The 23959-nt window shown below is 71.1% G+C and carries 26 protein-coding genes; 20 read left to right on the top strand and 6 right to left on the bottom strand.

Annotated features, from left to right (window positions below):
- Positions 1-5: 5 nt before the first annotated feature.
- The 16 genes from rsmD to ABEA33_RS02660 all read left to right on the top strand — a co-directional run bounded on the left by rsmD (position 6) and on the right by ABEA33_RS02660 (position 14592).
- Positions 6-578, top strand: coding sequence for a 16S rRNA (guanine(966)-N(2))-methyltransferase RsmD (gene rsmD, locus ABEA33_RS02735; RefSeq protein WP_345525024.1), 573 nt, complete (start codon positions 6-8; stop codon positions 576-578).
- Positions 575-1054 (top strand): pantetheine-phosphate adenylyltransferase, encoded by a 480-nt coding sequence (gene coaD, locus ABEA33_RS02730; RefSeq protein ID WP_345525023.1) that lies wholly within the window; start codon positions 575-577, stop codon positions 1052-1054. The genes rsmD and coaD overlap by 4 nt, the downstream gene beginning before the upstream one ends.
- 120 nt (positions 1055-1174) lie before the next feature.
- Positions 1175-1702 carry a YceD family protein gene (locus ABEA33_RS02725; RefSeq protein ID WP_345525022.1) on the top strand — a complete coding sequence of 176 codons (528 nt, stop codon included), beginning with the start codon at positions 1175-1177 and terminating at the stop codon, positions 1700-1702.
- Positions 1703-1780: 78 nt separating this feature from the next.
- Positions 1781-1966 (top strand): 50S ribosomal protein L32, encoded by a 186-nt coding sequence (gene rpmF, locus ABEA33_RS02720; protein ID WP_028645375.1) that lies wholly within the window; start codon positions 1781-1783, stop codon positions 1964-1966.
- Positions 1921-2733, top strand: coding sequence for a ribonuclease III (gene rnc / locus ABEA33_RS02715; protein WP_345525021.1), 813 nt, complete (start codon positions 1921-1923; stop codon positions 2731-2733). Before rpmF ends, rnc begins: the two co-directional genes overlap by 46 nt.
- Before the next feature lie 9 nt (positions 2734-2742).
- Positions 2743-3639: a bifunctional DNA-formamidopyrimidine glycosylase/DNA-(apurinic or apyrimidinic site) lyase gene (gene mutM / locus ABEA33_RS02710; protein ID WP_345525020.1), complete on the top strand. Its 897-nt coding sequence runs from the start codon at positions 2743-2745 to the stop codon at positions 3637-3639.
- A gap of 130 nt (positions 3640-3769) precedes the next feature.
- Positions 3770-3976 (top strand): hypothetical protein, encoded by a 207-nt coding sequence (locus tag ABEA33_RS02705; protein ID WP_056149229.1) that lies wholly within the window; start codon positions 3770-3772, stop codon positions 3974-3976.
- A gap of 57 nt (positions 3977-4033) precedes the next feature.
- Positions 4034-4294: a hypothetical protein gene (locus ABEA33_RS02700; RefSeq protein WP_345525019.1), complete on the top strand. Its 261-nt coding sequence runs from the start codon at positions 4034-4036 to the stop codon at positions 4292-4294.
- Positions 4295-4462: 168 nt separating this feature from the next.
- Positions 4463-8029, top strand: coding sequence for a chromosome segregation protein SMC (gene smc, locus ABEA33_RS02695; RefSeq protein ID WP_345525018.1), 3567 nt, complete (start codon positions 4463-4465; stop codon positions 8027-8029).
- Between the two features lie 26 nt (positions 8030-8055).
- Entirely contained in the window at positions 8056-8502 is a 447-nt protein-coding gene (locus ABEA33_RS02690) for an acyl-CoA thioesterase (RefSeq protein ID WP_345525017.1), read from the top strand.
- Between the two features lie 70 nt (positions 8503-8572).
- Positions 8573-8791 (top strand): hypothetical protein, encoded by a 219-nt coding sequence (locus ABEA33_RS02685; protein ID WP_345525016.1) that lies wholly within the window; start codon positions 8573-8575, stop codon positions 8789-8791.
- Between the two features lie 34 nt (positions 8792-8825).
- Positions 8826-9950 (top strand): signal recognition particle-docking protein FtsY, encoded by a 1125-nt coding sequence (ftsY, locus tag ABEA33_RS02680; RefSeq protein ID WP_345525015.1) that lies wholly within the window; start codon positions 8826-8828, stop codon positions 9948-9950.
- 190 nt (positions 9951-10140) lie between these two features.
- Entirely contained in the window at positions 10141-11451 is a 1311-nt protein-coding gene (locus tag ABEA33_RS02675; RefSeq protein WP_345525014.1) for an ammonium transporter, read from the top strand.
- On the top strand, positions 11448-11786 hold the full coding sequence (locus tag ABEA33_RS02670; RefSeq protein ID WP_345525013.1) for a P-II family nitrogen regulator: 339 nt from the start codon (positions 11448-11450) through the stop codon (positions 11784-11786). The genes ABEA33_RS02675 and ABEA33_RS02670 overlap by 4 nt, the downstream gene beginning before the upstream one ends.
- A gap of 90 nt (positions 11787-11876) precedes the next feature.
- The gene (locus tag ABEA33_RS02665; RefSeq protein WP_345525012.1) at positions 11877-12215 is read left to right on the top strand and encodes a P-II family nitrogen regulator; all 339 of its coding nucleotides are present in this window, start codon (positions 11877-11879) and stop codon (positions 12213-12215) included.
- Entirely contained in the window at positions 12190-14592 is a 2403-nt protein-coding gene (locus ABEA33_RS02660) for a [protein-PII] uridylyltransferase (RefSeq protein ID WP_345525011.1), read from the top strand. Before ABEA33_RS02665 ends, ABEA33_RS02660 begins: the two co-directional genes overlap by 26 nt.
- A gap of 3 nt (positions 14593-14595) precedes the next feature.
- On the opposite strand, the gene ABEA33_RS02655 is transcribed toward ABEA33_RS02660, so the two are convergent.
- Complete coding sequence (locus ABEA33_RS02655) at positions 14596-14880, bottom strand: hypothetical protein (RefSeq protein ID WP_345525010.1); 285 nt, start codon at positions 14878-14880, stop codon at positions 14596-14598.
- Positions 14881-14965: 85 nt separating this feature from the next.
- Between ABEA33_RS02655 and ffh the strand changes: the two genes are divergently transcribed.
- Both ffh and ABEA33_RS02645 read left to right on the top strand, forming a co-directional pair.
- Positions 14966-16534 (top strand): signal recognition particle protein, encoded by a 1569-nt coding sequence (ffh, locus tag ABEA33_RS02650; RefSeq protein WP_345525009.1) that lies wholly within the window; start codon positions 14966-14968, stop codon positions 16532-16534.
- Positions 16535-16665: 131 nt separating this feature from the next.
- Positions 16666-17034, top strand: a complete 369-nt coding sequence (locus ABEA33_RS02645; protein ID WP_345525008.1) for an NYN domain-containing protein — start codon at positions 16666-16668, stop codon at positions 17032-17034.
- Here ABEA33_RS02645 and ABEA33_RS02640 read toward each other — a convergent pair.
- Genes ABEA33_RS02640 through ABEA33_RS02625 form a run of 4 tightly spaced genes read right to left on the bottom strand, consistent with a single transcriptional unit; the run spans position 17027 to position 19252 of the window.
- Positions 17027-17788, bottom strand: a complete 762-nt coding sequence (locus tag ABEA33_RS02640; protein WP_345525007.1) for an ABC transporter permease — start codon at positions 17786-17788, stop codon at positions 17027-17029. The two genes, ABEA33_RS02645 and ABEA33_RS02640, sit on opposite strands and share 8 nt — an antisense overlap.
- On the bottom strand, positions 17785-18555 hold the full coding sequence (locus tag ABEA33_RS02635) for an ABC transporter ATP-binding protein (RefSeq protein ID WP_345525006.1): 771 nt from the start codon (positions 18553-18555) through the stop codon (positions 17785-17787). The genes ABEA33_RS02640 and ABEA33_RS02635 overlap by 4 nt, the downstream gene beginning before the upstream one ends.
- Positions 18552-18920 (bottom strand): DUF1048 domain-containing protein, encoded by a 369-nt coding sequence (locus ABEA33_RS02630; protein ID WP_345525005.1) that lies wholly within the window; start codon positions 18918-18920, stop codon positions 18552-18554. The genes ABEA33_RS02635 and ABEA33_RS02630 overlap by 4 nt, the downstream gene beginning before the upstream one ends.
- A 2-nt stretch (positions 18921-18922) precedes the next feature.
- Complete coding sequence (locus ABEA33_RS02625) at positions 18923-19252, bottom strand: PadR family transcriptional regulator (protein WP_345525004.1); 330 nt, start codon at positions 19250-19252, stop codon at positions 18923-18925.
- A 197-nt stretch (positions 19253-19449) separates the two neighbouring features.
- Between ABEA33_RS02625 and ABEA33_RS02620 the strand changes: the two genes are divergently transcribed.
- Positions 19450-20685 carry an MFS transporter gene (locus ABEA33_RS02620; RefSeq protein WP_345525003.1) on the top strand — a complete coding sequence of 412 codons (1236 nt, stop codon included), beginning with the start codon at positions 19450-19452 and terminating at the stop codon, positions 20683-20685.
- Here the strand turns inward: ABEA33_RS02620 and ABEA33_RS02615 are convergent.
- The gene (locus ABEA33_RS02615) at positions 20682-21818 is read right to left on the bottom strand and encodes an ROK family transcriptional regulator (RefSeq protein ID WP_345525002.1); all 1137 of its coding nucleotides are present in this window, start codon (positions 21816-21818) and stop codon (positions 20682-20684) included. The genes ABEA33_RS02620 and ABEA33_RS02615 overlap by 4 nt on opposite strands.
- Positions 21819-21954: 136 nt before the next feature.
- Between ABEA33_RS02615 and ABEA33_RS02610 the strand changes: the two genes are divergently transcribed.
- The gene (locus tag ABEA33_RS02610; RefSeq protein WP_345525001.1) at positions 21955-23937 is read left to right on the top strand and encodes a glycoside hydrolase family 3 protein; all 1983 of its coding nucleotides are present in this window, start codon (positions 21955-21957) and stop codon (positions 23935-23937) included.
- The last annotated feature ends 22 nt before the right edge of the window (positions 23938-23959 follow it).

Genomic DNA, 23959 nt, shown 5'->3' with positions numbered 1-23959 from the left:
GCGGCGTGACGCGCATCATCGGAGGCTCGGCCGGCGGCCGCAGGCTCGCGACCCCGCGCGGCGCCACCACGCGACCGACCAGCGACCGCGTGCGCGAGGCCCTGTTCTCCGCGGTCGAGTCCTGGTGCGGCTCGCTGCGTGGCCTGCGGTTCCTGGACCTGTACGCCGGGTCGGGCGCGGTCGGGCTCGAGGCCTGGTCCCGCGGAGCCGGTGTCGTCACGCTCGTCGAGCAGGACCGTCGTACCGCCGCCCTGATCTCCGACAACGCCCGGACGATCGGCTTCGCGAAGGCCGTCGTGCTCGCGGGTTCGGTCGCCGCCACCCTGCACAAGCCGCCGATTGCGCCGTACGACGTGGTCTTCTCGGACCCGCCGTACCCCCTCAGCGACGAGGGCGTCGCCACCGACCTCGCCCTGCTCGTCGAGCACGGCTGGCTGGTGCCCGGCGCGCTCGTGGTCGTCGAGCGGTCCGCTCGGAGCCCCGAGCCGACCTGGCCCGACGGCTTCACCGACACCCGCGCCAAGCGCTACGGCGAGACCACGCTCTGGTACGCCGAAGCTGTAGCCTCCACGCCATGACTCGCGCCGTGTGCCCCGGTTCGTTCGACCCGGTGACCAACGGTCATCTCGACATCTTCCGGCGGGCCGCCGCGATCTTCGACGAGCTCGTCATCGCGACCGGGACCAACCTGTCCAAGTCGCGGCTGTTCGACCCCGACGAGCGGATGGAGATGCTGCGCGCCGTGTGCGACGAGCTGCCCAACGTGCGCGTCATGGGCTTCACCGGGCTGATCGTCGACTTCTGCCGCGAGATCGACGCGCAGGCGATCGTGAAGGGGCTTCGTGGGGGCAACGACTACGAGTACGAGCTGCCGATGGCGCAGATGAACGCCCACCTGACCGGGGTCGAGACCGTCTTCATCCCGACCAACGCGTCGCTGGGCTACGTCTCCTCCAGCCTGGTCAAGGAGGTCGCCTCTCTCGGTGGCGACGTCTCCGCGCTCGTCCCGGCGCCCGTGCACGACCGCCTGGTGGCCCGCCTCGCTGAGCGCTGACCGAGCGTGGAGCCGCCTGTTTTGGTCCCGCACGCGCCAGACCGGTACGCTTCTCGCTGATCTGTTTGTGCCTGAACCGGAAGTAGAAACCTGAGCAGCCTGGACCCGAGAGCGCCGCTCGTGCTCGACACCCGCGAGCTCGGCCGCCGCCCGGGGTCCCAGCGACAGGTGGAACTGACTGTTCCGGCGCCCGCAGATCTGGGCATCGAAGTCCTCCGTGTCCCGGAAGGCTCGCCGGTCGAACTCGACCTGCGGCTGGAAGCGGTCATGGAGGGTGTGCTGGTCACGGGGACCGCTACGGCGGCTCTCGACGGTGAGTGCGCGCGGTGCCTGGAACCGATCTCCGAAGACACGGAGGTCACGTTCCAGGAGCTGTTCGTCTACGACGGCCAGGACTACTCCTCCGGGGAGGACGACGGGGTCAGCATGCTCGAGGGAGACCTGGTCGACCTCGAACCCCTGCTGCGGGACGCGGTGGTGCTAGCACTACCGTTCCAGCCGTTGTGCATGGACGACTGTCCTGGGTTGTGCGTCGAGTGTGGCGCCCGGCTGGCGGACGACCCGGACCATGCGCACGACGAACCGATCGACCCCCGCTGGGCCGGGCTCACCGCCCTCCAGCAGGAGCCGGGCGAGCAGGACCAGTAGGCCCACGAGCACGACCCCCGCACGACTTAGAATGACCACACACGACCGGTCCGACCGGTCCTGGTAGAGGAGAAAACAGTGGCTGTCCCGAAGCGGAAGATGTCGCGCAGCAACACGCGTCACCGTCGCTCTGCCTGGAAGGCCGTTCCGGCCAACCTGGCGACCTGCGCGAACCCCGCCTGCGGTGCCAAGCACCTCCCGCACACGGCGTGCGGTGAGTGCGGCCAGTACGGCGCGCGCGCCGACCGTCGTCAGGTCCTCTGACCGGTCCTGGTCCGCTGACCAACTACGCCGCGCTGCGAGCAGCACTCGGGGATCCGGAACTGGACCCCGAGCTGCTCGAGCGCGCGCTCACGCATCGCTCGTACGCGTACGAGAACGGTGGCCTGCCGACCAACGAGCGGCTGGAGTTCCTCGGGGACTCCGTGCTCGGGGTCGTCGTCACCGAGACGCTCTACCGCACCCACCCGGACCTCTCCGAGGGCCGGCTGGCGAAGCTGCGGGCCGCCGTGGTCAATGCTCGCGCCCTGGCGGAGGTCGGTCGCGGCATCGGCATCGGTGACCACGTCATGCTCGGCCGTGGCGAGGAGTCGACCGGCGGTCGCGAGAAGGCGTCGATCCTGTCCGACACCGTCGAGGCCGTGATCGGCGCCGTGCACCTCAGCGGCGGCGGCTTCGAGACCTCCGCGGTGGTCGTGCATCGCCTGTTCGACCCGCTCATCGAGGCGGCGTCCGCGATGGGTGCCGGCCTGGACTGGAAGACCTCCCTGCAGGAGCTCTCCGCCGAGCACGGGCTGGGCGTCCCCGAGTACGTCATCGCGGACGAGGGCCCCGACCACATGAAGACGTTCACCGCCCAGGTGCGCGTCGGCACCGGCCGCTACGGCAACGGTGTGGGCCGGTCCAAGAAGGAAGCCGAGCAGGCCGCGGCCGAGACGGCGTACGGCGAGATCGTCGGCTCCCTCGGTGCCGCCGAGTCCGCGGCCACGGCCGCCGCCGACACCACTGCTGACAACACCGACCTGGGCTGACCGCTTCCGGTGCCCGAGCTGCCCGAGGTCGAGGTCGTCCGCGCCGGCCTCGAGCGCCACGTCGTCGGCGCCACGATCAGCGACGTCGAGGTGTTGCACCCGCGGCCCGTACGCCGTGACCCCCGCGGGCCCGCGGGGTTCGCCGAGGCCCTCACCGGTCGCCGGATCGAGTCGGCCCGGCGCCGCGGCAAGTACCTCTGGCTGCCGCTCGACAGTGGCGACGCCCTGCTCGGCCACCTCGGCATGAGCGGCCAGATCCTGGTCCAGCCGCCCACGGCGCCCGACGAGCGGCACCTGCGGGTGCGGTTCTCGCTGACCGGGTCCGACGAGGGCCGAGAGATGCGGTTCGTCGACCAGCGGATGTTCGGCGGGCTGTCGATCTCGACCGGGGGAGCGGAGCTCCCGGCAGAGATCGCTCACATCGCCCGCGACCCCCTCGACCCGCAGTTCGACGACGACGAGTTCGTCCGCACGGTGCGCAAGCGGACGTCCGGGGTCAAGCGCCAGCTGCTCAACCAGAACCTCATCTCCGGCGTCGGCAACATCTACGCCGACGAAGCCCTGTGGCGTGCCCGGATCCACGGCGAGCGACCGGGCGACCGGCTCTCCGCCGCCCAGGTGCGCGAGCTGCTCGGGCATGCCCGCGAGGTGATGGTCTCCGCGCTCGGACAGGGCGGCACGTCGTTCGACGCCCTCTACGTCAACGTCAACGGGGAGTCGGGCTACTTCGACCGCTCGTTGCACGCCTACGGCCGCGAGGGGGAGCCCTGCGAGCGGTGCGGTACGCCGATGCGACGGGTCGCCTTCATGAACCGCTCGTCGTACTTCTGCCCGGTGTGCCAGCCCGCGCCGCGCCGGCGTCGATCGTCGGCCGGCCGCGGCGGGGCCGTGCCCCACGCCGAGTGACTTGGTTTCGAGACGGCTCGCTCACCTCCCCGCGCTCCGAGATTGACCCCCAGCCCAGCGGGTGGGACTCTTGAAGACGGCTCGCCACCGCGAGTCAACCCCCTTTCCACACCCCCCGGAAGGCTCTTTCATGGCCAAGGCGCTGATCGGCTACATGAACAGCGACCTGCGAAGCCCCGCCCTCGCCGCCGAGAATGCTCGGCTGCGTGCGCGCGTGGGTGAGCTCGAGGCGCTCGCTGGGCGTCTGTCCGAGGAGAACGACCGGCTGGCCCAGGCACACGCCGCCGCCCTCCTCGAGATCGAGACCTCGCACCTGCAGGAGATGCAGCCCGCCTGAACGGCTGCCCATAAATAGATCGCGACCGCCGGGTCGCCCGAGTACCGTCGCGCCCTTGTGAGCATCGTCGGCCTCGTGGCGCCCCGAAGGTTCGGCGCGGAGTTCCGCTGGGTGCTGCACAACGCCGCCGTACGCACGCTGGTGCTGACGATCTTCGTCTTCAACATCACGTTCGGCGCGCACGCCTTCATCTGGGGCAACGACATCGCTCACCGTGCGCCAACGGACCGTCCCCACCGAGCTGCAGGGCCGGGTCGGCAGCGTCAACCTCGGCCAGTCGATCAGCACCGGGCCCGCCGGCGGTCACGACGACGTTGAGGGGATGCAGGTCTCCGGGAGCACTCGCCGGCAGAGACCCGCGCTCCGGATGCCACCGATCGGGGGTGGCTCCCGGTAACGTGTGCCCTGCTGAGCTTCCCCACGGCCGGCTGCGAGGATGCAGCGTTCGTATCAGTACCTCGATACCGATGAGCTGGGAGCCGCACGTTGTACCTGAAGAGCCTGACCCTCAAGGGGTTCAAGTCCTTCGCCTCGGCGACCACCCTCCAGCTCGAGCCCGGGATCACCTGCATCGTGGGTCCCAACGGGTCCGGCAAGTCGAACGTCGTCGACGCGCTCGCCTGGGTGATGGGTGAGCAGGGCGCCAAGTCGCTGCGCGGCGGCAAGATGGAGGACGTCATCTTCGCCGGCACGTCCGGGCGGCCGCCGCTCGGCCGAGCCGAGGTCGTGCTCACCATCGACAACTCCGACGGTGCTCTGCCGATCGAGTACTCCGAGGTCACGATCACCCGGACGATGTTCCGCAGCGGCGGCTCCGAGTACGCCATCAACGGCAACTCATGTCGGCTGCTCGACGTGCAGGAACTGCTCTCCGACTCCGGCATCGGCCGCGAGATGCACGTCATCGTCGGGCAGGGCCAGCTCGACACGATCCTGCACGCGACCCCCGAGGACCGCCGCGGCTTCATCGAGGAGGCCGCCGGCGTCCTCAAGCACCGCAAGCGCAAGGAGAAGGCGCTCCGCAAGCTCGACTCCACCGAGGGCAACCTGACCCGGCTCAACGACCTCCTGGTCGAGATCCGGCGCCAGCTCAAGCCGCTTGGTCGCCAGGCCGAGGTCGCGCGTCGTGCGCAGACCGTCCAGGCCGACGTCCGCGACGCGCGGGCACGCCTGCTGGCCGACGACCTGATGACCGCGCGCTCGTCGCTGCAGCAGGAGATGGCCGACGAGTCGATCCTCGTGGCGCGCCGCGAGCAGGTCGAGGCCGAGGTCGCCCGGGGCCGGGAGCACGAGGGGGTCCTCGAGACCGCCCTGCGCGAGGACCTGCCGGCGCTCGCCCGGGCGCAGGAGACCTGGTTCGCGCTGTCCGGCCTCCGCGAGCGCCTGCGGGGCACCCAGTCGCTGGCCGCAGAGCGGATCCGCAACGCCGCCGGCACCGCCGACGTCGAGGAGGAGCGCTCCGGGCGCGACCCCGAGCAGCTCGAGGCCGAAGCAGCGCAGGTCCGTGAGCAGGAGCAGCGGATCACCGCCGAGGTCGAGGGCCACCGGCTCGCGCTGGAGGCGGCCGTCACCGCCCGCCGCGCGGCTGAGGAAGCCGCCGCCGAGGAGGAGCGCAAGATCGTCGCGCTCCAGCGTGCCGCCGCCGACCGCCGCGAGGGACTGGCCCGGCTGCACGGCCAGGTCAACACGCTGCGCTCGCGCGCGACGGCCGCCGACGAGGAGGTCGGCCGTCTCGGTCTGGCCCGCGAGGAGGCGGTGGCCCGCGCCGACCGTGCCCAGCGCGACTTCACCTCGCTCGAGACCCGGGTCGCGGGTCTCGACGCCGGCGAGGAGGGGCTCGACGCTGAGCACGAGGCGGCGACCAACGCCCTCGACGACATCGAGGACCGCCTCGCCAAGGCCCGCGACGAGGCCCTGCAGGCCGACCGTGACCGCACCGGCCTGGCCGCCCGCAAGGACGCGCTCGAGCTCGGCCTCAACCGCAAGGACGGCGCTGGCGCCCTGCTCGCCGCCAACGACGAGATCTCGGGTCTGCTCGGCTCGGTCGCCGCGCTGGTCACCGTCCGCGCCGGCTTCGAGACCGCGATCGCCCAGGCGCTCGGCTCCGCAGCCGACGCGGTGGCCGTCGCCGACGCCGACGCCGCGGTCCGCGCGATCGACCACCTCAAGGTCGCCGACCTCGGCCGCGCCGGGATGCTGCTCGGAGGCGGGCCCGTGCAGCCGCAGGACTCGGCCCAGGATTGGCCGAGTCTGCCCGCGGGAGCGACGTACGCCGCCGACGCGGTCGAGTGCCCCGACACCGTCCGCCCGGCGCTGACCCGGCTGCTGGCCAAGGTCGCCGTCGTGGACGACCTCGACGCCGCGCGTGCGCTGGTCGCTGCCCTGCCCGACGTCACCGCGGTGACGCGTGAGGGCGACCTGATCGGCACCCACTTCGCGTCCGGCGGCTCCAGCAGCCAGCCGAGCCTGATCGAGATCCAGGCAGCCGTCGACGAGGCCGCCGAGCAGCTCGCCGAGGCCATCGCCTCCTCGGAGCGGCTGGGCTTCGACATGTCCCGCCTGGAGAGCGAGCGGCTCGAGGCGCGCAAGCGGGTCGACGTCGCCCTGGCCAAGCTGCACGAGTCCGACGCCACCCTGGCCGCCGTCGCCGAGGAGCTCGGGCAGTACGGGTCCCAGGCCCGCGCGGCCCGTGGCGAGGCGGAGCGGCTCACCCAGGCGATCGAGAAGGCCGAGGAGGCCCGCGTCCAGGCGGTCGCCGGGCTCGCCGACCTCGAGACCCGGCTCGCCGCCGCTGAGGACGCACCCGAGGCCGAGCCCGACACGACCGTCCGCGAACAGCTCACCGAGGCGGCCCGGGCCGCTCGGCAGGGCGAGATGGACGCCCGGCTCGCGCTGCGGACCTCGGAGGAGCGCTCCCGGGCGATGCACGGCCGCGCCGACTCCCTGCTGCGCGCCGCCGAGAAGGAGCGCGACGCCCGTGCCCGTGCCGCCGAGCGCCGCGAGCGGCTGATCCGCGAGGGTCGCGCCGCCGAGGCCGTCGGCACCGCGGTCAGCTACGTGCTGAGCCGCCTGGAGGTCTCCGTCCACCAGGCAGCCCAGGCACGCACCTCGGTCGAGCAGTCCCGCAGCGGTCGGGAGCAGGAGCTGCGCGACGTGCGCGCCGCCCTGCGTGACCTCGGCAAGGAGCACGACGAGCTGGTCAACTCGGTGCACCGCGACGAGATGGCTCGCACCCAGCAGCGGATGCGCATCGAGCAGCTCGAGGAGCGCGCTCTGGAGGAGCTCGGCCTCGACGGCGACGGCCTGGTCGCCGACTACGGCCCGGACCAGCTCATCCCCTTCAGCGGTGAGGTCGCCGAGGGGGAGGAGATGCCCGAGCCCGCGCCGTACGTCCGCGAGGAGCAGGCCAAGCGGCTGCGCCTCGCCGAGCGCTCCCTTCGTGAGCTCGGCCGGGTCAACCCGCTGGCGCTCGAGGAGTTCTCCGCGATGGAGGAGCGGCACAAGTTCCTCACCGAGCAGCTCGAGGACCTCAAGCAGACCCGTAAGGACCTCCTCGACATCGTGCGCGAGGTCGACTCCCGCGTCGAGCAGGTCTTCACCGAGGCGTACGCCGACGTCAGCCGGGCCTTCGACTCGACGTTCTCGCGGCTGTTCCCGGGCGGCGAGGGTCGCCTGGTGCTGACGACCCCCGACGACATGCTCAACACCGGCATCGAGGTCGAGGCCCGTCCGGCCGGCAAGAAGGTCAAGCGGCTCTCGCTGCTCTCCGGTGGTGAGCGCTCGCTGGTCGCGGTCTGCTTCCTGGTCGCGCTGTTCAAGGCCCGCCCGTCGCCGTTCTACATCCTCGACGAGGTCGAGGCAGCGCTCGACGACACCAACCTCGGTCGCCTGCTGGAGATCTACGAGGAGCTCCGCGAGAACTCGCAGCTGCTCGTCATCACCCACCAGAAGCGCACGATGGAGGTCGGCGACGCGCTGTACGGCGTGACTATGCGCGGTGACGGCGTCTCCGCGGTGATCAGCCAGCGGCTGCGTGAGGCGGAATCGGCCTGAGGGCCGAACGAGAGCAGGGACCACCCATGCGGTCTGCACCGAAGCGGACGGAGTACGTGGCGTGGCGGACCGTCACGACCCGTTGGCGCGACGACGACGCCTACGGGCACCTCAACAACGCGACCTACTACGAGCTCTTCGACACCGCGGTCAACGCGCACCTCTACGAGGCCACGGGTGTCGACGTCCGCAAGCTGCCGCAGATCGGGGTGGTCGCCGAGACGTCGTGCCGCTACTTCCGCGAGCTCGGCTTCCCGGCCCCGATCGAGACCGGGCTGGTCGTCGACAAGGTCGGCACCTCGAGCATCATCTACCGGATCGGCCTCTTCCAGGGCCCGGGGGACGAGGCGGCCGCCGAGGGGCGGTTCGTGCACGTGTACGTCGACAACACCGACCCGTCTCGCACGGTCACGCCGATGCCCGACGTGATCCGGGCCGCAGTCGCACCGTTGCTGCGCGGCGGTTCCGAGTAGCCGTGCCCGGTGTGGCACCGTGGGGGATCGGGTAGTCGTCTGGCTGTCGGTTCTCTCGGGAGGTACGCGCGTGGTCCCCATCGTGGTCGTGATGGCTCTGATCCTGGTCCTGGCCGGTCTGGTGGCGGTGTATGTCGCCTACCCCCACCGCGGCGAGCGGATGCCCGCCACCCCGTGGCTCGGTGAGGCGATGGCGAAGGCGGCCGACGCCGCCCCGCTGATCGAGGAGGAGGACGAGCGGCTCTTCGACCTCACGGGTGAGTACGAGGAGTCGGACCGCCGCCGCTGACCGGGCTCTGGTCGGGCTCTGGTTGGATTGAGCCATGGGTGACTGGCTGTATCTCGTCGTCGCGATCGCGGTCCTCGCCGTCGCACTCGTTGTCGGACTCGTCGTCGGCCGTGGCCGCCGTACGCCGCCGGCCGCGCCTCCGGCGCCGACGCCGGACGTCGTAGTACCACCGCCGAGCGACGCCGATGTCGCCGAACCCGCGGTCGAGGTGCCCGTCGAGGTCACTCCGACGCTGGAGAAGCCCGAGGGCACGGCGTCCCGCCTGGTGCGGCTGCGCCAGCGCCTCGCCGGCACCCAGAGCGGCCTGGGCCGCGGCCTGCTCGCCCTGCTCTCCCGGGACCGTCTCGACGAGGACACCTGGGAGTCGATCGAGGACACCCTCATCACCGCGGACGTCGGCGTTGCGCCGACCCAGGAGCTGGTCGAGAGACTTCGCACCCGGCTCCGGGTCGAGGGCGGCGGCGAAGATGTCCGAGCCGTCCTGCGCGAGGAGCTGATGACGCTCGTGGACGCCGGGATGGACCGTCGGCTCCAGGTCAGCGGGTCCGACGGCAAGCCGGGCATCGTGCTGGTCGTCGGCGTCAACGGCTCCGGCAAGACCACCACCGTCGGCAAGCTCTCGCGCATCCTGGTCGCCGAGGACCGCAAGGTCGTGCTCGGCGCTGCCGACACCTTCCGCGCGGCCGCGGTCGAGCAGCTGGCCACCTGGGGTGAGCGGGTCGGCGTCGACGTCGTCCGCGGCCCGGAGGGCACGGACCCGGCGAGCGTCGCGTTCGAGGCCGTCAAGGAGGGCGTCGACACCGACGCGGACACCGTCATCATCGACACCGCCGGGCGCCTGCAGAACAAGGCGGGCCTGATGGACGAGCTCGGCAAGGTCAAGCGGGTGATCGAGAAGCAGGCGCCAGTGACCGAGGTGCTGCTCGTGCTCGACGCCACCACGGGCCAGAACGGCCTGATCCAGGCCCGCGTCTTCAGTGAGGTCGCCGACGTCACCGGCATCGTCCTCACCAAGCTCGACGGCTCCGCCAAGGGCGGCATCGTCGTGCAGGTGCAGCGCGAGCTCGGCGTACCCGTCAAGCTCGTCGGTCTCGGCGAGGGCGCCGACGATCTGGCTCCGTTCGAGCCCGGTGCGTTCGTCGATGCCCTCCTGGGCTGACCAAACCTCCGCAGAGCGGTCGTAACACCGAAGTAACAAAGTCGGGGATCTCGTTTCCTGACCGCAACACGCGACAACGCAGGTCGAAACCTCTGGCTTCGAAGGTGTCTGGCAATGGGGCGGAACCCCGGAGCCGACAGTGCGGTCGTCGCCGTTCCCGCCCTCCTCAGTTGTGATCCCTGGAGGTTCTGTGGACGGCTATTACGCCTTCATGCTCATCGCGACGGCGTTGGTCTTGATGATGACCGTGCCCGCGCTGGCACTTTTCTACGGCGGCATGTCCCGGTCGAAGTCCGTGCTGAACATGATCATGATGTCGTACATCGCAGCAGCGATCGTCGGCATCGTGTACGTGGCGGTCGGCTGGTCGATGGGCTTCGGCGGCGACGGCACGTTCTTCGCCAACCCGTTCGAGCTGTTCTGGCTCGACGGTGTCAGCACCGACAGCTACATCGGTGTCATGTTCCAGATGACCTTCGCGATCATCACCGTCGCCCTCATCAGCGGCGCTGTCGCCGACCGCCTGAAGTTCTCCGCCTGGGTGGTCTTCGTGCCGATCTGGGCCATCCTGTGCTACTTCCCGATGGCGCACATGGTCTTCAGCTGCACCGAGGACTCGCTCATCTGCGGTCGCATCGGCGCCCAGGACTACGCCGGTGGCACCGCGGTCCACATCAACGCCGGTGTCGCCGCGCTGGTCCTCGTCCTGCTCCTCGGCAAGCGCATCGGCTGGCCGAAGGACAAGATGCGCCCGCACAACCTGACCCTCACCATGCTCGGTGCGGGCATGCTGTGGCTCGGCTGGTACGGCTTCAACGTCGGCTCGATCGTCTTCACCGGTGACACCGACGAGCAGAACATGGCGCAGTTCTTCTCGGAGACCGGGCGCACCTTCGCCAACACCACGCTCGCCGCGATGGCGGCCATCCTCGGCTGGCTGATCATCGAGCGACTGGTCCACAAGAAGGCCACCTCGCTCGGCGCCGCGTCCGGCATCGTCGCGGGCCTGGTCGCCATCACCCCGGCCGCCGGTGCCGTCGACATCGGGGGTGCCGTCGCGATCGGCGCCATCGCTGGTGCGGTCTGCGCCTGGGCCGTGGGCTGGAAGTTCAAGCTCGGCTACGACGACTCGCTCGACGTGGTGGGCGTCCACCTGGTCGGCGGCGTCATCGGCACTGTGCTGATCGGGTTCTTCTCGACATCGGCCGGTGCCGGCGGGATCGACGGACTCTTCTACGGCGGTGGCTTCAGCTCCCTGGGAGACCAGTCGCTGGGTGTCGTGGTGGCGGTCCTGTACTCCGGCATCGTGACCACGGTCATCGGCCTGGCGATCAAGTACACACTCGGCCTGCGCATCAGCGAGGACGACGAGGTCGGCGGCATCGACCTCGCCGCCCACGGCGAGGCGGCGTACGACCTGCACACCGGCAGCCTGGGTGGCAACACGTCCGGGGTCCTCGCGGCCAGCACGGCCCCCGTTTCGGAAGGAGCACAGGCATGAAGCTCGTGACTGCGGTGATCAAGCCGCACAAGTGGGAGGACGTGCGGGAGGCGCTGGAGACCTTCGGCGTCACCGGCATGACCGTCAGCGAGGTCAGCGGCTACGGCCGGCAGAAGGGCCACACCGAGGTCTACCGCGGCGCGGAGTACGACATCGCGCTGGTCCCGAAGATCCGCATCGAGATCGTCGTCGACGACGAGGACGCCGAGGACGTGGTCGGCATCGTGGTGAAGACCGCGCAGACCGGTCGGATCGGCGACGGCAAGGTCTGGGTCAGCCCGGTCGACACGGTGGTGCGGGTCCGCACCGGCGACCGCGACTCGGCCGCGATCTGATCCCTGAGGTGCAGTCCGGCCCGGCTCCCCGGCGGGGAGCCGGGCCGGTGCTTTGATCGGTCTACGCACCACCCGACCCCAGGAGGTCTCGTGAAGCTCGTCACCGCCGTCATCAAGCCCCACAAGTGGGAGGACACCCGCGCCGCGATCGAGGCAGCCGGGGTCACCGGGATGACCGTCAGCGAGGTCAGCGGCTACGGCCGGCAGAAGGGTCACACCGAGGTCTACCGCGGTGCGGAGTACGACATCGCCCTGGTGCCGAAGATCCGGATCGAGATCGTCGCCGCCGACGAGGACGCGGCGGCCATCGTCGACGCGATCGCCGCGGCGGCGCGGACCGGCAAGATCGGCGACGGCAAGGTGTGGGTCACCCACGTCGAGTCGGTGCTGCGCGTGCGCACCGGTGACCAAGGAGAGGCAGCGCTCTGATCACCCCACGACCTTTTTCGTCTCCCCAGCAACGCTTCACCCCACGGACTTCCGGCTCCTCCGCTTCGCTCCTCCGCCACAAGTCCGCGAGGACCCCGAAGCGACGCTCCGCCGACGAAAACCGCCGCAGGGACTCCGAGTGACCTCCGCAGACAGAGCTCGGCGTACGACCGAGGCCGACGCGCTCTGCACCACGGCGTACGCCGATAGTGGCGGTCCGGAGTCGGGGGCCGCGCTGGTGGCCGTCGGTGGCTACGGGCGCAGCGAGCTGGCGCCGTACTCCGACCTCGACGTCGTCCTCGTCTCGGACGAGGGGGTCGACGTCAGGTCGGTGGCGGAGAAGGTCTGGTACCCGCTGTGGGACTCGGGGGCCAAGCTCGACCACTCCGTGCGCACGATGCCGGAGATGGTCGGCGCCGCCGACGCCGACCTGAAGGTCGCGCTCGGCCTGCTCGACGTACGCCACCTCGCCGGCGACCCGAACCTGACGCTGCGCCTACGCACGACGATGCTCGCCAGCTGGCGGCGTACGGCGAAGGAGCGGCTGCCGGCGCTCAAGGAGATGGTGTGGGCGCGCCACGAGTCGATCGGCGAGGTCGCCCATCTGTCGGTGCCCGACATCAAGGAGGCCGAGGGCGGCCTGCGCGACGCCACCGTGCTCAAGGCGCTGGTGGCGACCTGGATGGTCGACGTGCCCCACGTCGAGCTGGAGCGGGTCCGCCTGACGATGCTCGACGTGCGCGACGCGCTCCAGGACAACGCCGGACGTCCGACCGACCGGATCAACCCCGAGCAGTGGAGCGACCTCGGACACGCGCTCGGGCTCGCTGACGCGCGGGCCGCCCAGGTCCACGTGCGCGAGCTCGGTCGTCGGATCACCCACCTCTCGCACCTGACCTGGCGCCGGGTCGATGCCGCGCTGGCCCGGCCCGCGCCCAACCAGCGCGCTCGGCGGCCCGACCTGACCCCGTTGGCCCCCGGGGTCGCCCTCGCCAACGGCGAGGTGGTGCTGGACCGCACGGCCAAGCCCGCCGAGGACCCGGTCCTGCTCCTGCGCGCGGCGACCGCCGCGGCGGAGCACGACGTCGTCCTGGCCCCCGCGACCGCGGCCCGCCTCGCGCGCGAGGGCGTCGCGCTGCCGACCCCGTGGCCCACCGAGGCGCGCCAGCTGCTGGTGCGCCTGCTCGCGTCCGGGCGCGGCCTGCTCGGCGTGTGGGAGACCCTCGAGGAGACCGGCGCCCTCAGTCGGGCGCTGCCCGAGTGGGACCGGATCAGGATGCTGCCGCACGCTTCCGCGATCCATCGCTTCACCGTCGACCGGCACGTCGTCGAGACCTGCATCGAGGCGTCGGCGCTGATCCGGCAGGTCGCCCGGCCCGACGTGCTGATGGTCGCCGCACTCCTGCACGACATCGGCAAGGGGAGCCTCACCGAGCACAGCGTGGCCGGCGAGCCGATCGCCCGCGAGGTCGCCACCCGGATGGGGTTCGCCCCCGACGCCGTCGACCTGATCGCCCGGCTGGTCCGCTGGCACCTGGTGCTCGCCGAGACCGCGACCACCCGCGACCCGGACGACCCCGCCACGGTGGAGCTGATCACCCAGCGCCTGGAGACCGCCGAGGCCCTCGACCTGCTGCTCGCGCTCTCCGAGGCGGACGCCAAGGCGACCTCGCCCAAGGCCTGGTCGGCGTGGCGGGCCGGCCTGATCCGCGACCTGGCCCGGCGTGCCCGGGCGGCACTCGACTCCGGCGTCGCGCTGCCGCCGATCGTCACCGACGACGTGGAGATCCCCAAGGAAGTACGCCGGGGCTCCGCCGCCATCACCGTCGAGCACGACACCGACGGCACCCGCGTCACGGTCATCGCTCCCGACCGGGTCGGCCTGTTGGCCGACTTCGCGGCGATGTTCGCGCTGCAGCGGATCCCGGTGCGCGCGGCACGGGCCTGGGCGCAGGAGCAGTACGGCGTCTCGGTCTGGGAGGTCGGCGTACCCGACCTCGACGCGGCGGTGCTGCGGACGCGCTACGAGGCCGTCGTGGCCGGCCGGCTCGAGGCGGCGCAGCGGCTGCGCCGGGCCGCGTCGACCGACGAGCTCGAGCCGACGGTCGCCGTACGCCCCGAGGCGTCGTCGCACGCCACCGTCCTGGAGGTCCGCACGGGCGACCGGCCGGGCGTCGTCTACCTGGCCTGCGCGGCGCTCGCCGACCTCGACATCGCCGTCCGCTCAGCGCACGTCGACACGCTCGGGCCGCAGGCGGTCGACGTCTTCTACCTGCAGGAGGCGCACGCGGGGGTGCTCAGCGACCAGCGGGCCTCCGAGGCGGCGCACGCCGTCCGGGCGGCGCTCGCCCAGCCGGTCACTGAACCGGCCAGGTGACCGTTACTCGGACCGGGGGATCTTGACGGTCCCGCGGTGCAGGTCGACCTTCCATCCCGGGAGGCTGTCGTCCTCGTCCGGGGTGGGCACGACCTCGGTCTGGTTCTTGTGGTCGTCGATGTCCTCACGAGCCCGGGCCGCGCCCGGGTCGAACACGCCCAGCCCGGTGCCCATCGAGCCGCCGGCGGAGACCGCGTTCGGGTCGGGGTGGGCGACCATCCTGGTGCCCAGCCAGACGATGACGCCGAGCAGCAGCAACGATGCGACGATGACCGCCAGGATGACCATGCCGCCAGCGTACGGCGTACCAGGGCGTGCCGGTTAGAGTTGGCACCCTGTCTCTGACACTCAGGATCACGAGTAGGACCACGACTTGTTCGCCACACTCTCCGACCGGCTCGCCGACACCTTCAAGAACCTTCGCGGGAAGGGGCGCCTCTCCGAGGCCGACATCGACGCCACCGCGCGCGAGATCCGCATCGCGCTGCTGGAGGCGGACGTCGCCCTGCCGGTGGTCAAGGAGTTCGTGGGCGCGGTCAAGGAGCGGGCGCGCGGCGAGGAGGTCAGCGGCGCGCTGAACCCCGCCCAGCAGGTCGTCAAGATCGTCGACGAGGAGCTCGTCAACATCCTCGGCGGCGAGACCCGCCGGCTGCGCTACGCCAAGAACGGCCCGACCGTCATCATGCTCGCCGGCCTCCAGGGCGCGGGCAAGACGACGCTGGCCGCCAAGCTGGCGCTGTGGCTCAAGGAGCAGGGCAAGAGCCCGCTCCTGGTCGCCGCCGACCTGCAGCGCCCCAACGCCGTCAACCAGCTCCAGGTCAACGGTGAGCGGGTCGGCGTCAAGGTCTTCGCCCCCGAGCCGGGCAACGGTGTCGGCAACCCGGTCACGGTCGCGCGCGACGCGATCGAGGAGGCCAAGCGCACCCTGCACGACGTCGTCATCGTCGACACGGCCGGGCGCCTCGGTGTCGACGCCGAGATGATGAAGCAGGCCGCGGACATCCGCGACGCCGTCCAGCCCGACGAGGTGCTCTTCGTCGTCGACGCGATGATCGGTCAGGACGCGGTCACCACGGCGCAGGCCTTCCTCGACGGGGTCGGGTACGACGGCGTCGTGCTCACCAAGCTCGACGGTGACGCCCGTGGTGGTGCGGCGCTGTCGATCGCCTCGATCACCGGCAAGCCGGTCATGTTCGCCTCCAACGGCGAGAAGATGACCGACTTCGACCTCTTCCACCCCGACCGGATGGCCTCGCGCATCCTCGACATGGGCGACATGCTCACCTTGATCGAGCAGGCCGAGAAGACCTTCGACGCCGACCAGGCGGCCAAGGCCGCGGCCAAGCTGACCGGCCAGGGCGGCGAGTTCACCCTCGACGACTTCCTCGAGCAGATGCAGCAGGTCCGCAAGCTCGGCTCGATGTCGAAGATCATGGGGATGCTGCCCGGGATGGGCCAGTTCCGCGACCAGCTCGAGAACTTCGACGAGCGCGAGATCGACCGCATCCAGGCCGTCATCCAGTCGATGACCCCGGCCGAGCGAGCCAACCCGAAGATCATCGACGGCTCCCGCCGGCTCCGCATCGCCAAGGGCTCCGGTCGTCAGGTCTCTGACGTCAACCAGCTCGTCGACCGCTTCTTCGAGGCGCGCAAGATGATGCAGTCGATGGCCAAGGGCGGCGGCATCCCCGGGATGCCCGGCATGCCCGGCATGGGTGGCGGCAAGAGCTCGAAGGCCAAACCGCAGCAGAAGAAGGGCAAGGGCGCGAAGCGCTCCGGCAACCCGGCCAAGGCCGCCCAGGAGGCCGCCGCGGCCAAGGCGAAGGCCGCTGCCAACCCCGCCAACCCCTTCGGCGCCCCTGCTGGTGACGAGCCGGTCGACTACGAGAAGGCCGCCGCCGCGCTCAACCTGCCCAAGGACTTCTCCAAGTACCTGAAGTGATCAAGCGCCCAGTCGGCCGCGAGCGAAGCGAGCGGGCGGCGTCGGGCGACGAGGTTGAGTAAGCCCCGCGCCGGCGAGCTCGCGAGCCGACGCGACGGGCGCATCGAAACCCAGTGAGACGAGAAGCAGCGGTGACCACCCTCATCGTCGACGGCGCCAACGTCGTGGGCAGCCGCCCGGACGGCTGGTGGAAGGACCGTGCGGGAGCGGCCCGCCGGCTGCACGAGGCGCTGATGGTCGCGGACACGCCGTACGACGAGGTGGTGCTGGTCCTCGAGGGCCAGGCCAAGGGCGGCGTCAAGGCCGGTCGGGACGGCCACGTGCGCACCGTGCACGCGAAGGGCTCCGGCGACGAGACGATCGTCGAGCAGGCCCGCGCGGCCGCGGAGCGTGGTGACCGGGTGGTCGTCGTGACGGCCGACCGGTTCCTGCAGGCGCGGGTCGGGGGAGTGGGCGCCCAGGCCCTGAGCCCGTCCTGGCTGCTCGACCAGCTCAGCTGATGCGGCGGCGGTACGTCGCCATCGCGGCGGCGTACGCGACGACCATGATCCCGGCGCACCAGGCGAGGGCGACCCAGATGTCGGAGCCGACCGGCTGCTGGGCGAGCAGGTCGCGGATCGTGTTGACGATCGACGTCACCGGCTGGTGCTCGGCGAACGCCCGCACCGGGCCGGGCATGGTGTCTGTGAGCACGAACGCCGAGCTCACGAACGGCAGGAAGACCAGGGGGTAGGAGAAGGCGCTGACGCCATCCACGGTCTTCGCGGAGAGCCCGGCGATGACGGCGATCCAGGTGACCGCCAGGGTGAAGAGGGTCAGGATCCCGGCGACGGCGAGCCAGGCCAGGACGCTCGCCGACGAGCGGAAGCCCATGAGCATCGCGACGAGGACGACGATCGCGACCGAGATCAGGTTGGAGACGACCGAGGTCAGCACGTGTGCCCAGAGCACGCTGGACCGCGCGATCGGCATCGACTGGAAACGCTCGAAGACGCCGCTCTGCAGGTCGGTGAAGAGCCGGAAGGCGGTGTAGGAGGTGCCCATCACGATCGTGATCAGCAGGATGCCGGGCAGCAGGTAGTCGACGTACGGGACCGATCCGGTGTCGATTGCGCCGCCGAAGACGTAGACGAACATCAGCATCAGGGCGATCGGCGTGATCGTGACGGTGATGATCGTGTCCAGGCTGCGCGTGATGTGGCGCATGGACCGGCCCAGCAGGACCGTGGTGTCTTCGACGAAGTACGTGGTCATTCGGCTGCTCCTTCGATGACGGCGAGGAAGATCTCCTCCAAGGTGGGCTGCTTCTCGACGTACTCGACCGTGGCGGGCGGCAGCAGCCGCTTCAGCTCATCGAGCGTGCCGTTGGCGATGATCCGTCCCTCGTGGAGGATCGCGATCCGGTCGGCGAGGTGCTCGGCCTCGTCGAGGTACTGCGTGGTGAGCAGCACGGTGGTGCCCTGCTCGGCGAGCTCCTTGACGCAGGACCACACCTCGGCGCGCGACTGCGGGTCGAGGCCGGTGGTCGGTTCGTCGAGGAAGATCGCCGGCGGGTTCCCGATGAGGCTCATGGCGATGTCGAGGCGGCGCCGCATCCCTCCGGAGTACGTCGCCACCCGGCGCCCGGCGGCGTCCGTGAGCTGGAACCGGGCGAGCAGCTCGTCGGCGATCCGACCGGCGCCCTTCAGGTGGCGCAGCCGGGCCACCAGCACCAGGTTCTCGCGGCCGGTGAGGACCTCGTCCACGGCCGCGAACTGCCCGGTGAGGCTGATCGACCCCCGTACGTCGGCCGGCTGCGTCGCGATGTCGAAGCCCTCGATGCTGGCCGCTCCCGCGTCCGCCCTGAGCAGCGTCGACAGGATCTTGACGAGCGTCGTCTTCCCCGCGCCGTTGGAGCCCAGCAACGCGAAGATGCTGCCCGGCGCGACGTCGAGGTCGACCCCGCGCAGCACGTGCAGGTCGCCGTACGACTTCTCGATGCCCTGCACCCGGATTGCGGGAGACGTGTGGGTCGTCGTCACGGGGTGTCCTCTCCGGTGACGCGGTCGATCTCCTTGACCAGGCGCGCACGCTCCTTGTCGATCCACCGCTTGCCGCCGTAGGCCTGGGCGAACGTCTCGGCGAAGTCGACGGGGTCGTCGCCGACGATCTCGACGACGAGTGTGCCGTCGACGGCGGCGCGCTCCCAGAGGTCGGCCAGGTCGACGAGCATCCGCACCATCGTGTCGCCCTCGGTGACACCCCCGTAGTACAGGAGGTAGCGGTTGACGGCGTTCCCCGCCGTCAGATACGGCTCGGGCAGCGCGTCGAGGCGTGCCTTGGCCCGCTTGTACTGCTTCTTCTGCTCGAGCGAGCCGGTCAGGGTCTCGATCCACTTCGCTGCCATGACTACTTCTCTCCTTGGTGGAGCTGTTCGATACGTTCCGAGAGGAAGCTCCAGGTCCTCCAGAACTCTGCGAGGTGCGCCTCTCCCTGAGCGTTGAGGGAGTAGACCTTGCGCGGCGGCCCCTTCTCGGAGGGGACCTTCTCGACGTCGACGAGGCCGCGCTGCTCGATCCGGACCAGCAGCGCGTAGACGGTCCCCTCGGCGATGTCGGTGAAGCCCTGGTCGCGCAGCCAGGACGTGATCTCGTAGCCGTACGCCGGCCGGCCGGCGAGGATCGCGAGCACGATCCCCTCCAGCGTTCCCTTGAGCATCTCCGTGACCTGCTTGCCCATCGGGCACCACCTCCTTCACTACTCAGTGACAGTGACTACTGGTACATAGTAGCGCTGAGTACCGGAAGCGCAAGTGGGTTGCCGCGCGTCGAATTGAGGCCCCGGCGTCGGTCGCCGTACGATGGCGGGGCAGAGGGTTTCACGCGTCTTGGAGGTGGGTTCGGCGCGTCGTCCAGACGCACCCGAAAGGCACCCCTGTGTCGCCCCTCGCCTCCTACCGCAGACTCTTCGAGCTCGCGGGCACGACGTACGTCGTGGTCGCGTTCTTCGCCCGGCTCCCGCTCGCGATGAGCCAGCTCGGCACCCTCCTCCTCGTCTCCGGCGCCACCGGCAGCTACGGCCTCGGCGGCCTGTCCGCCGGAGCGCTGGCCGTCGCCAACGCGGTCGGCGCACCGTTCGCCGGCTCCCTCGCGGACCGGCTCGGGCAGCGCCACGTCGTGCTCGTGCAGTCGCTCGCCGGCGCCGCCTCACTGACCCTGCTCGTCGCGCTCGTCCACGGTGGGGCCGCGGACCTGGCCGTCGTCGGAGCGGCCGCGCTGGCCGGTCTCACGATGCCGCAGGTCGGGCCGCTGGCCCGGGTCCGTTGGCGGCCGATCACGGCCCGCACGGGTGCCCAGCAGCGACGGCTCGTCGACGTCGCGTTCTCCTACGAAGGTGCCGCCGATGAGGCCTCCTTCGCCGTCGGTCCGGCGGTGGTCGGCCTCGGGGTCGTCGCGATCTCGCCGAGCGGCGCACTGCTGCTCGCGGCTGCCATGCTCGCGGCCTTCGGTACGGCGTTCGCGCTGCACCCGACCGCGCGCAAGGTGCGCGGCGACGGAGCCTCCCTGCCCACCGGCCGGTTGGTGACCCCGGTCCTGCTCGTGCTGGTCGGCGCACAGCTGCTCATCGGCACCCTCTTCGGCGCCACCCAGACCGGCACCACGGTGCTCGCCACCGAGGTCGGTCAGCCGGGTCTCGCCGGCCTCGTGCACGCCATGCTCGGCCTGGGCAGCGCGCTCGCCGGCATCGCGACGGCGTTCATCCCGGAGCGGATCGGCCCGGAGCGGCGCATCCTGGTCGCGGCCGGCGCCCTTCTGGTGCTCTCGGTCCCGCTGCTGTTCGTCGACGGCCTCCTCGGCCTGATCGCCGCCGTCGCAGTGCTCGGCTGCGCCGTGGCGCCGTTCATGATCGGCGTCTTCACGCTCGCCGAGCGGGTCGTCACGCCGGGCCGCGTCGCCACGGCGATGACGGTCCTCGCCAGCGCCACCGGGCTCGGGTACGCCGTCGGCTCGACCATCGCCGGCCGGCTCGCCGACCAGCACGGCTACACCGCGGCGTTCGCGGTGACCGTGTCGGCCATGGCCTGCGCCCTGGTCCTGGTCTCGCTGGCCCAGCGGCGCCTCCGGGCCGCCCTGGCGCCCTCGGTCGCCGAGCGGGAGCCGGCCCTCGTCTAGGGAGCGACCTTCGCCATGGCGAGGGACACCGCGCCGAGGACCTCGGCGCGGTCGCCGAGCTCGCCGGCGACCACCCGGACCGCGGCTGCGGTATCGGGCTGCGCGTAGCGGTCGACCGCGGCGCGGACGCCGGCCGCGAGTGAAGCCGACGTGCCGAGCGACCCGCCCAGCACGACGGCCTCGGGGTTGAGGCTGTTGCAGAGGTCCGCGAGGGCGCGTCCGACGGAGCGGCCGGCGTCGCCGTCCGCGTCGAGCTCGAGGACGCTCTCGACCGTCAGCTCCTCGTCGTACGCCGGCTGCAGCAGCGCCACCAGCCGGGGCGCCGAGACGACGGTCTCGAGGCAGCCGCGGTTGCCGCAGCGGCAGACCTGGCCGTCCTCGCCGACCTGGACATGGCCGATCTCCCCGGCGATGCCGGTCGCGCCGCGGTGCAGGCGCCCGCCGAGCACGACGCCGGCGCCGAGGCCACTGGCGACCTTCACGTAGAGCACGTCGGTGAGCCCGCGGGCGGCGCCGCGGCCGAGCTCGGCGAGGGCGCCGAGGTTGGCGTCGTTGTCGGCGAAGGTCGGGACGTCGAGGCGCCGTTGCAGTTCGTCGCCGGGGGAGAGGTGCCGCCAGCCGGGCATGATCCCGGTGCGGATCCGCGCCGAGCGCCGGTCCAGGGGCGCCGGCACGCACATCCCGACGGCGTGCAGGTCGCTGCGCTCCACCCTGGCCGTGGCGAGCCCGTCGCGGACCATCCCGGCGGCCCGGTCGAGCGCAGCGACGCCGTGTTCATCGACGTCGAGGGTGTCGATCTCCTCCGCGAGCACGACACCGCTGCGGTCGGCCACCGCCACCCGGACGTGCCCGTGGCCGATGTCGACGCCGGCGACCGCGCCCCGCGGGACGCTCAGCGCGACCAGGTGTGGTGGGCGCCCGCTGCCGCCCTTGTGGGGACGGCCGCGGTCGGCCGTCTCGACGATGTCGCCGCTGCCGATCAGGTCGGTGACCAGGCTCGAGATCGTGGTCCGGGAGAGCCCGGTGCCGCGGGCCAGGTCGGCCCGGCTCATCGGCCCCTCGTTGGCCAGCAGGCTCGTGATCGCGCGCCGGTTGCCGTCGCGCAGCCGCTCCAGCGCTCCTGCGGTCACCATGGCGCGAGCCTAGATCTGTTCGTCCGGAAGGTGCACAAAAAAGAGCGTCACTCGCGATCTTTCCGCATTGACCCGGACGAACGACCATTCCTAACGTGACGAGGGTCACTCCCTTGATCTCGGCAAGGAGACCCACATGTCCCGCAATCCCGCACGACGGCGAGCCTCGGTGCTCGCCGCACTCGCGAGCGGCGCTCTCGCCGTCGCCCTCCTCCAGGCCACCCCACCCGCAGCGGGTGATGAGGCCCTCCCTTACCAGGACCCGGACCTGCCCACCGCCCAACGCGTCACCGACCTGCTCGGGCGGATGACGCTCGCGGAGAAGATCGGCCAGATGACCCAGGCCGAGCGGATCGACGTCGACGCCGACCCGTCCCTGATCACCGCCAACGCCCTCGGCAGCGTGCTGTCCGGCGGCGGTTCGGTCCCGAGCGACAACACGCCCGAGGCCTGGGCCGACATGGTCGACCGCTACCAGGAGGCGGCGCTCGACACGCGCCTCGGCATCCCGCTGATCTACGGCGTCGACTCCGTGCACGGCCACGGCAACCTGCAGGGCGCGACGGTCTTCCCGCACAACATCGGCCTGGGCGCCACCCGCGACCCCAAGCTCGTGGAGAGGATCGGCCACATCACGGCGGAGGAGACCCGAGCGTCCGGCCCCCAGTGGGCGTTCGCGCCGTGCATCTGCGTGGCTCGCGATGACCGCTGGGGCCGCACCTACGAGAGCTTCGGCGAGACGCCGCGGCTGGTGAAGTCGATGGAGACCGTCATCGACGGGCTCCAGGGCCGGCCCGGCCAGCTCGACGACGCCGACCGCGTGCTTGCGAGCGCCAAGCACTTCGCGGGCGACGGGCTCACGACGTACGACGAGTCCGCGGCCGGCACCGGCGCCTACCCGATCGACCAGGGGATCGCCCGGGTGTCGCGCAAGGAGTTCGACAAGCTGGCGCTCTCGCCGTACGTCCCGGCGGTCAAGAAGCACCGGGTCGGCTCGGTCATGCCGTCGTTCTCGAGCACGGACTTCAACGGCGGGTCCACCGCCGACGCCGTGAAGATGCACGCCAACAAGCAGCTGATCACCGGCTGGCTCAAGAACCAGCAGCACTTCAAGGGCTTCGTCATCTCGGACTGGCGAGCGATCCGGCAGCTGCCCGGCGACTACCGCGCCCAGGTGAAGGCGTCGGTGCTGGCCGGCGTGGACATGTTCATGGAGCCGATCCAGGCGCCCAACAACCCCAACGGCTGGGACGTGTTCATCCCGACGCTGACGGATCTCGTCGGCACGGGCGAGGTGCCGATGAGCCGCATCGACGACGCCGTGGCCCGGATCCTCAAGGCGAAGTTCGACCTCGGCCTCTTCGAGCACCCGCTCACCGACCGGTCCAACCTCGACCAGGTCGGCAGCAAGGCGCACCGTGCCGTCGCCCGCCGGGCGGTCGCCGAGAGTCAGGTGCTGCTGCGCAACAAGCAGGCGACGCTCCCGCTCAGGGCGAAGGACAAGGTGTACGTCGCCGGCAGCAACGCCGACAACATCGGCAACCAAGCCGGTGGCTGGACGCTGACCTGGCAGGGCGGCTCGACCAACGTGATCCCCGGCCAGACGGTCTTGGACGGCATCGAGCGGGCCGCGAAGGGTGACGTCGTCTACAGCGAGAAGGCCACCGAGCGCGTCCCGCGCAAGGCGGTCGGCGTCGTGGTGGTCGGCGAGACGCCGTACGCCGAGGGCTTCGGCGACGTCGGCGGCCCGCAGTGGGCCTACGACCCCGGTGACAACGGGCAGCCGCGGCAGAAGCAGACGATGGAGATCAGCGAGGCTGACAAGCAGGCGATCCGGACGGTCTGCGCGCGCACGACGTCGTGCACGGTCCTGGTCGTCTCCGGACGCCCGTTGATCGTCCCGCCCGGACTGCTCAACCAGATCGACGCGCTGGTGGCGTCCTGGCTGCCGGGCAGTGAGGGTGGCGGCGTTGCCGACGTGCTCTACGGCCGCAGCCCGTTCATCGGGAAGCTGCCGGTGACCTGGCCGCGCACGGTCGCGCAGGAGCCGATCAACGTCGGCGACGCGTCGTACGACCCGCTCTACCGCTACGGGTACGGGCTCAGCACACGCCGCTGACCGACGTGGGCCGTGTCCCGGA

The sequence above is a fragment of the Nocardioides endophyticus genome (assembly GCF_039543845.1).
GTDB classification, from domain to species: Bacteria; Actinomycetota; Actinomycetes; order Propionibacteriales; family Nocardioidaceae; genus Nocardioides; species Nocardioides endophyticus.
Note: the sequence above shows the minus strand (reverse complement) of the source record. Positions and strands in the feature narration are given on the sequence as shown.

What these genes read in the sequence shown, in the direction of transcription:
- coaD (WP_345525023.1), top strand. Translation starts at nt 575, where the DNA reads ATGACTCGCGCCGTGTGCCCCGGTTCGTTCGACCCGGTGACCAACGGT.
- ABEA33_RS02705 (WP_056149229.1), top strand. Translation starts at nt 3,770, where the DNA reads ATGGCCAAGGCGCTGATCGGCTACATGAACAGCGACCTGCGAAGCCCC.
- ABEA33_RS02690 (WP_345525017.1), top strand. Translation starts at nt 8,056, where the DNA reads ATGCGGTCTGCACCGAAGCGGACGGAGTACGTGGCGTGGCGGACCGTC.
- ftsY (WP_345525015.1), top strand. Translation starts at nt 8,826, where the DNA reads ATGGGTGACTGGCTGTATCTCGTCGTCGCGATCGCGGTCCTCGCCGTC.
- ABEA33_RS02670 (WP_345525013.1), top strand. Translation starts at nt 11,448, where the DNA reads ATGAAGCTCGTGACTGCGGTGATCAAGCCGCACAAGTGGGAGGACGTG.
- ABEA33_RS02655 (WP_345525010.1), bottom strand. Translation starts at nt 14,880, where the DNA reads ATGGTCATCCTGGCGGTCATCGTCGCATCGTTGCTGCTGCTCGGCGTC.
- ABEA33_RS02640 (WP_345525007.1), bottom strand. Translation starts at nt 17,788, where the DNA reads ATGACCACGTACTTCGTCGAAGACACCACGGTCCTGCTGGGCCGGTCC.
- ABEA33_RS02630 (WP_345525005.1), bottom strand. Translation starts at nt 18,920, where the DNA reads ATGGCAGCGAAGTGGATCGAGACCCTGACCGGCTCGCTCGAGCAGAAG.
- ABEA33_RS02625 (WP_345525004.1), bottom strand. Translation starts at nt 19,252, where the DNA reads ATGGGCAAGCAGGTCACGGAGATGCTCAAGGGAACGCTGGAGGGGATC.
- ABEA33_RS02615 (WP_345525002.1), bottom strand. Translation starts at nt 21,818, where the DNA reads ATGGTGACCGCAGGAGCGCTGGAGCGGCTGCGCGACGGCAACCGGCGC.
- ABEA33_RS02610 (WP_345525001.1), top strand. Translation starts at nt 21,955, where the DNA reads ATGTCCCGCAATCCCGCACGACGGCGAGCCTCGGTGCTCGCCGCACTC.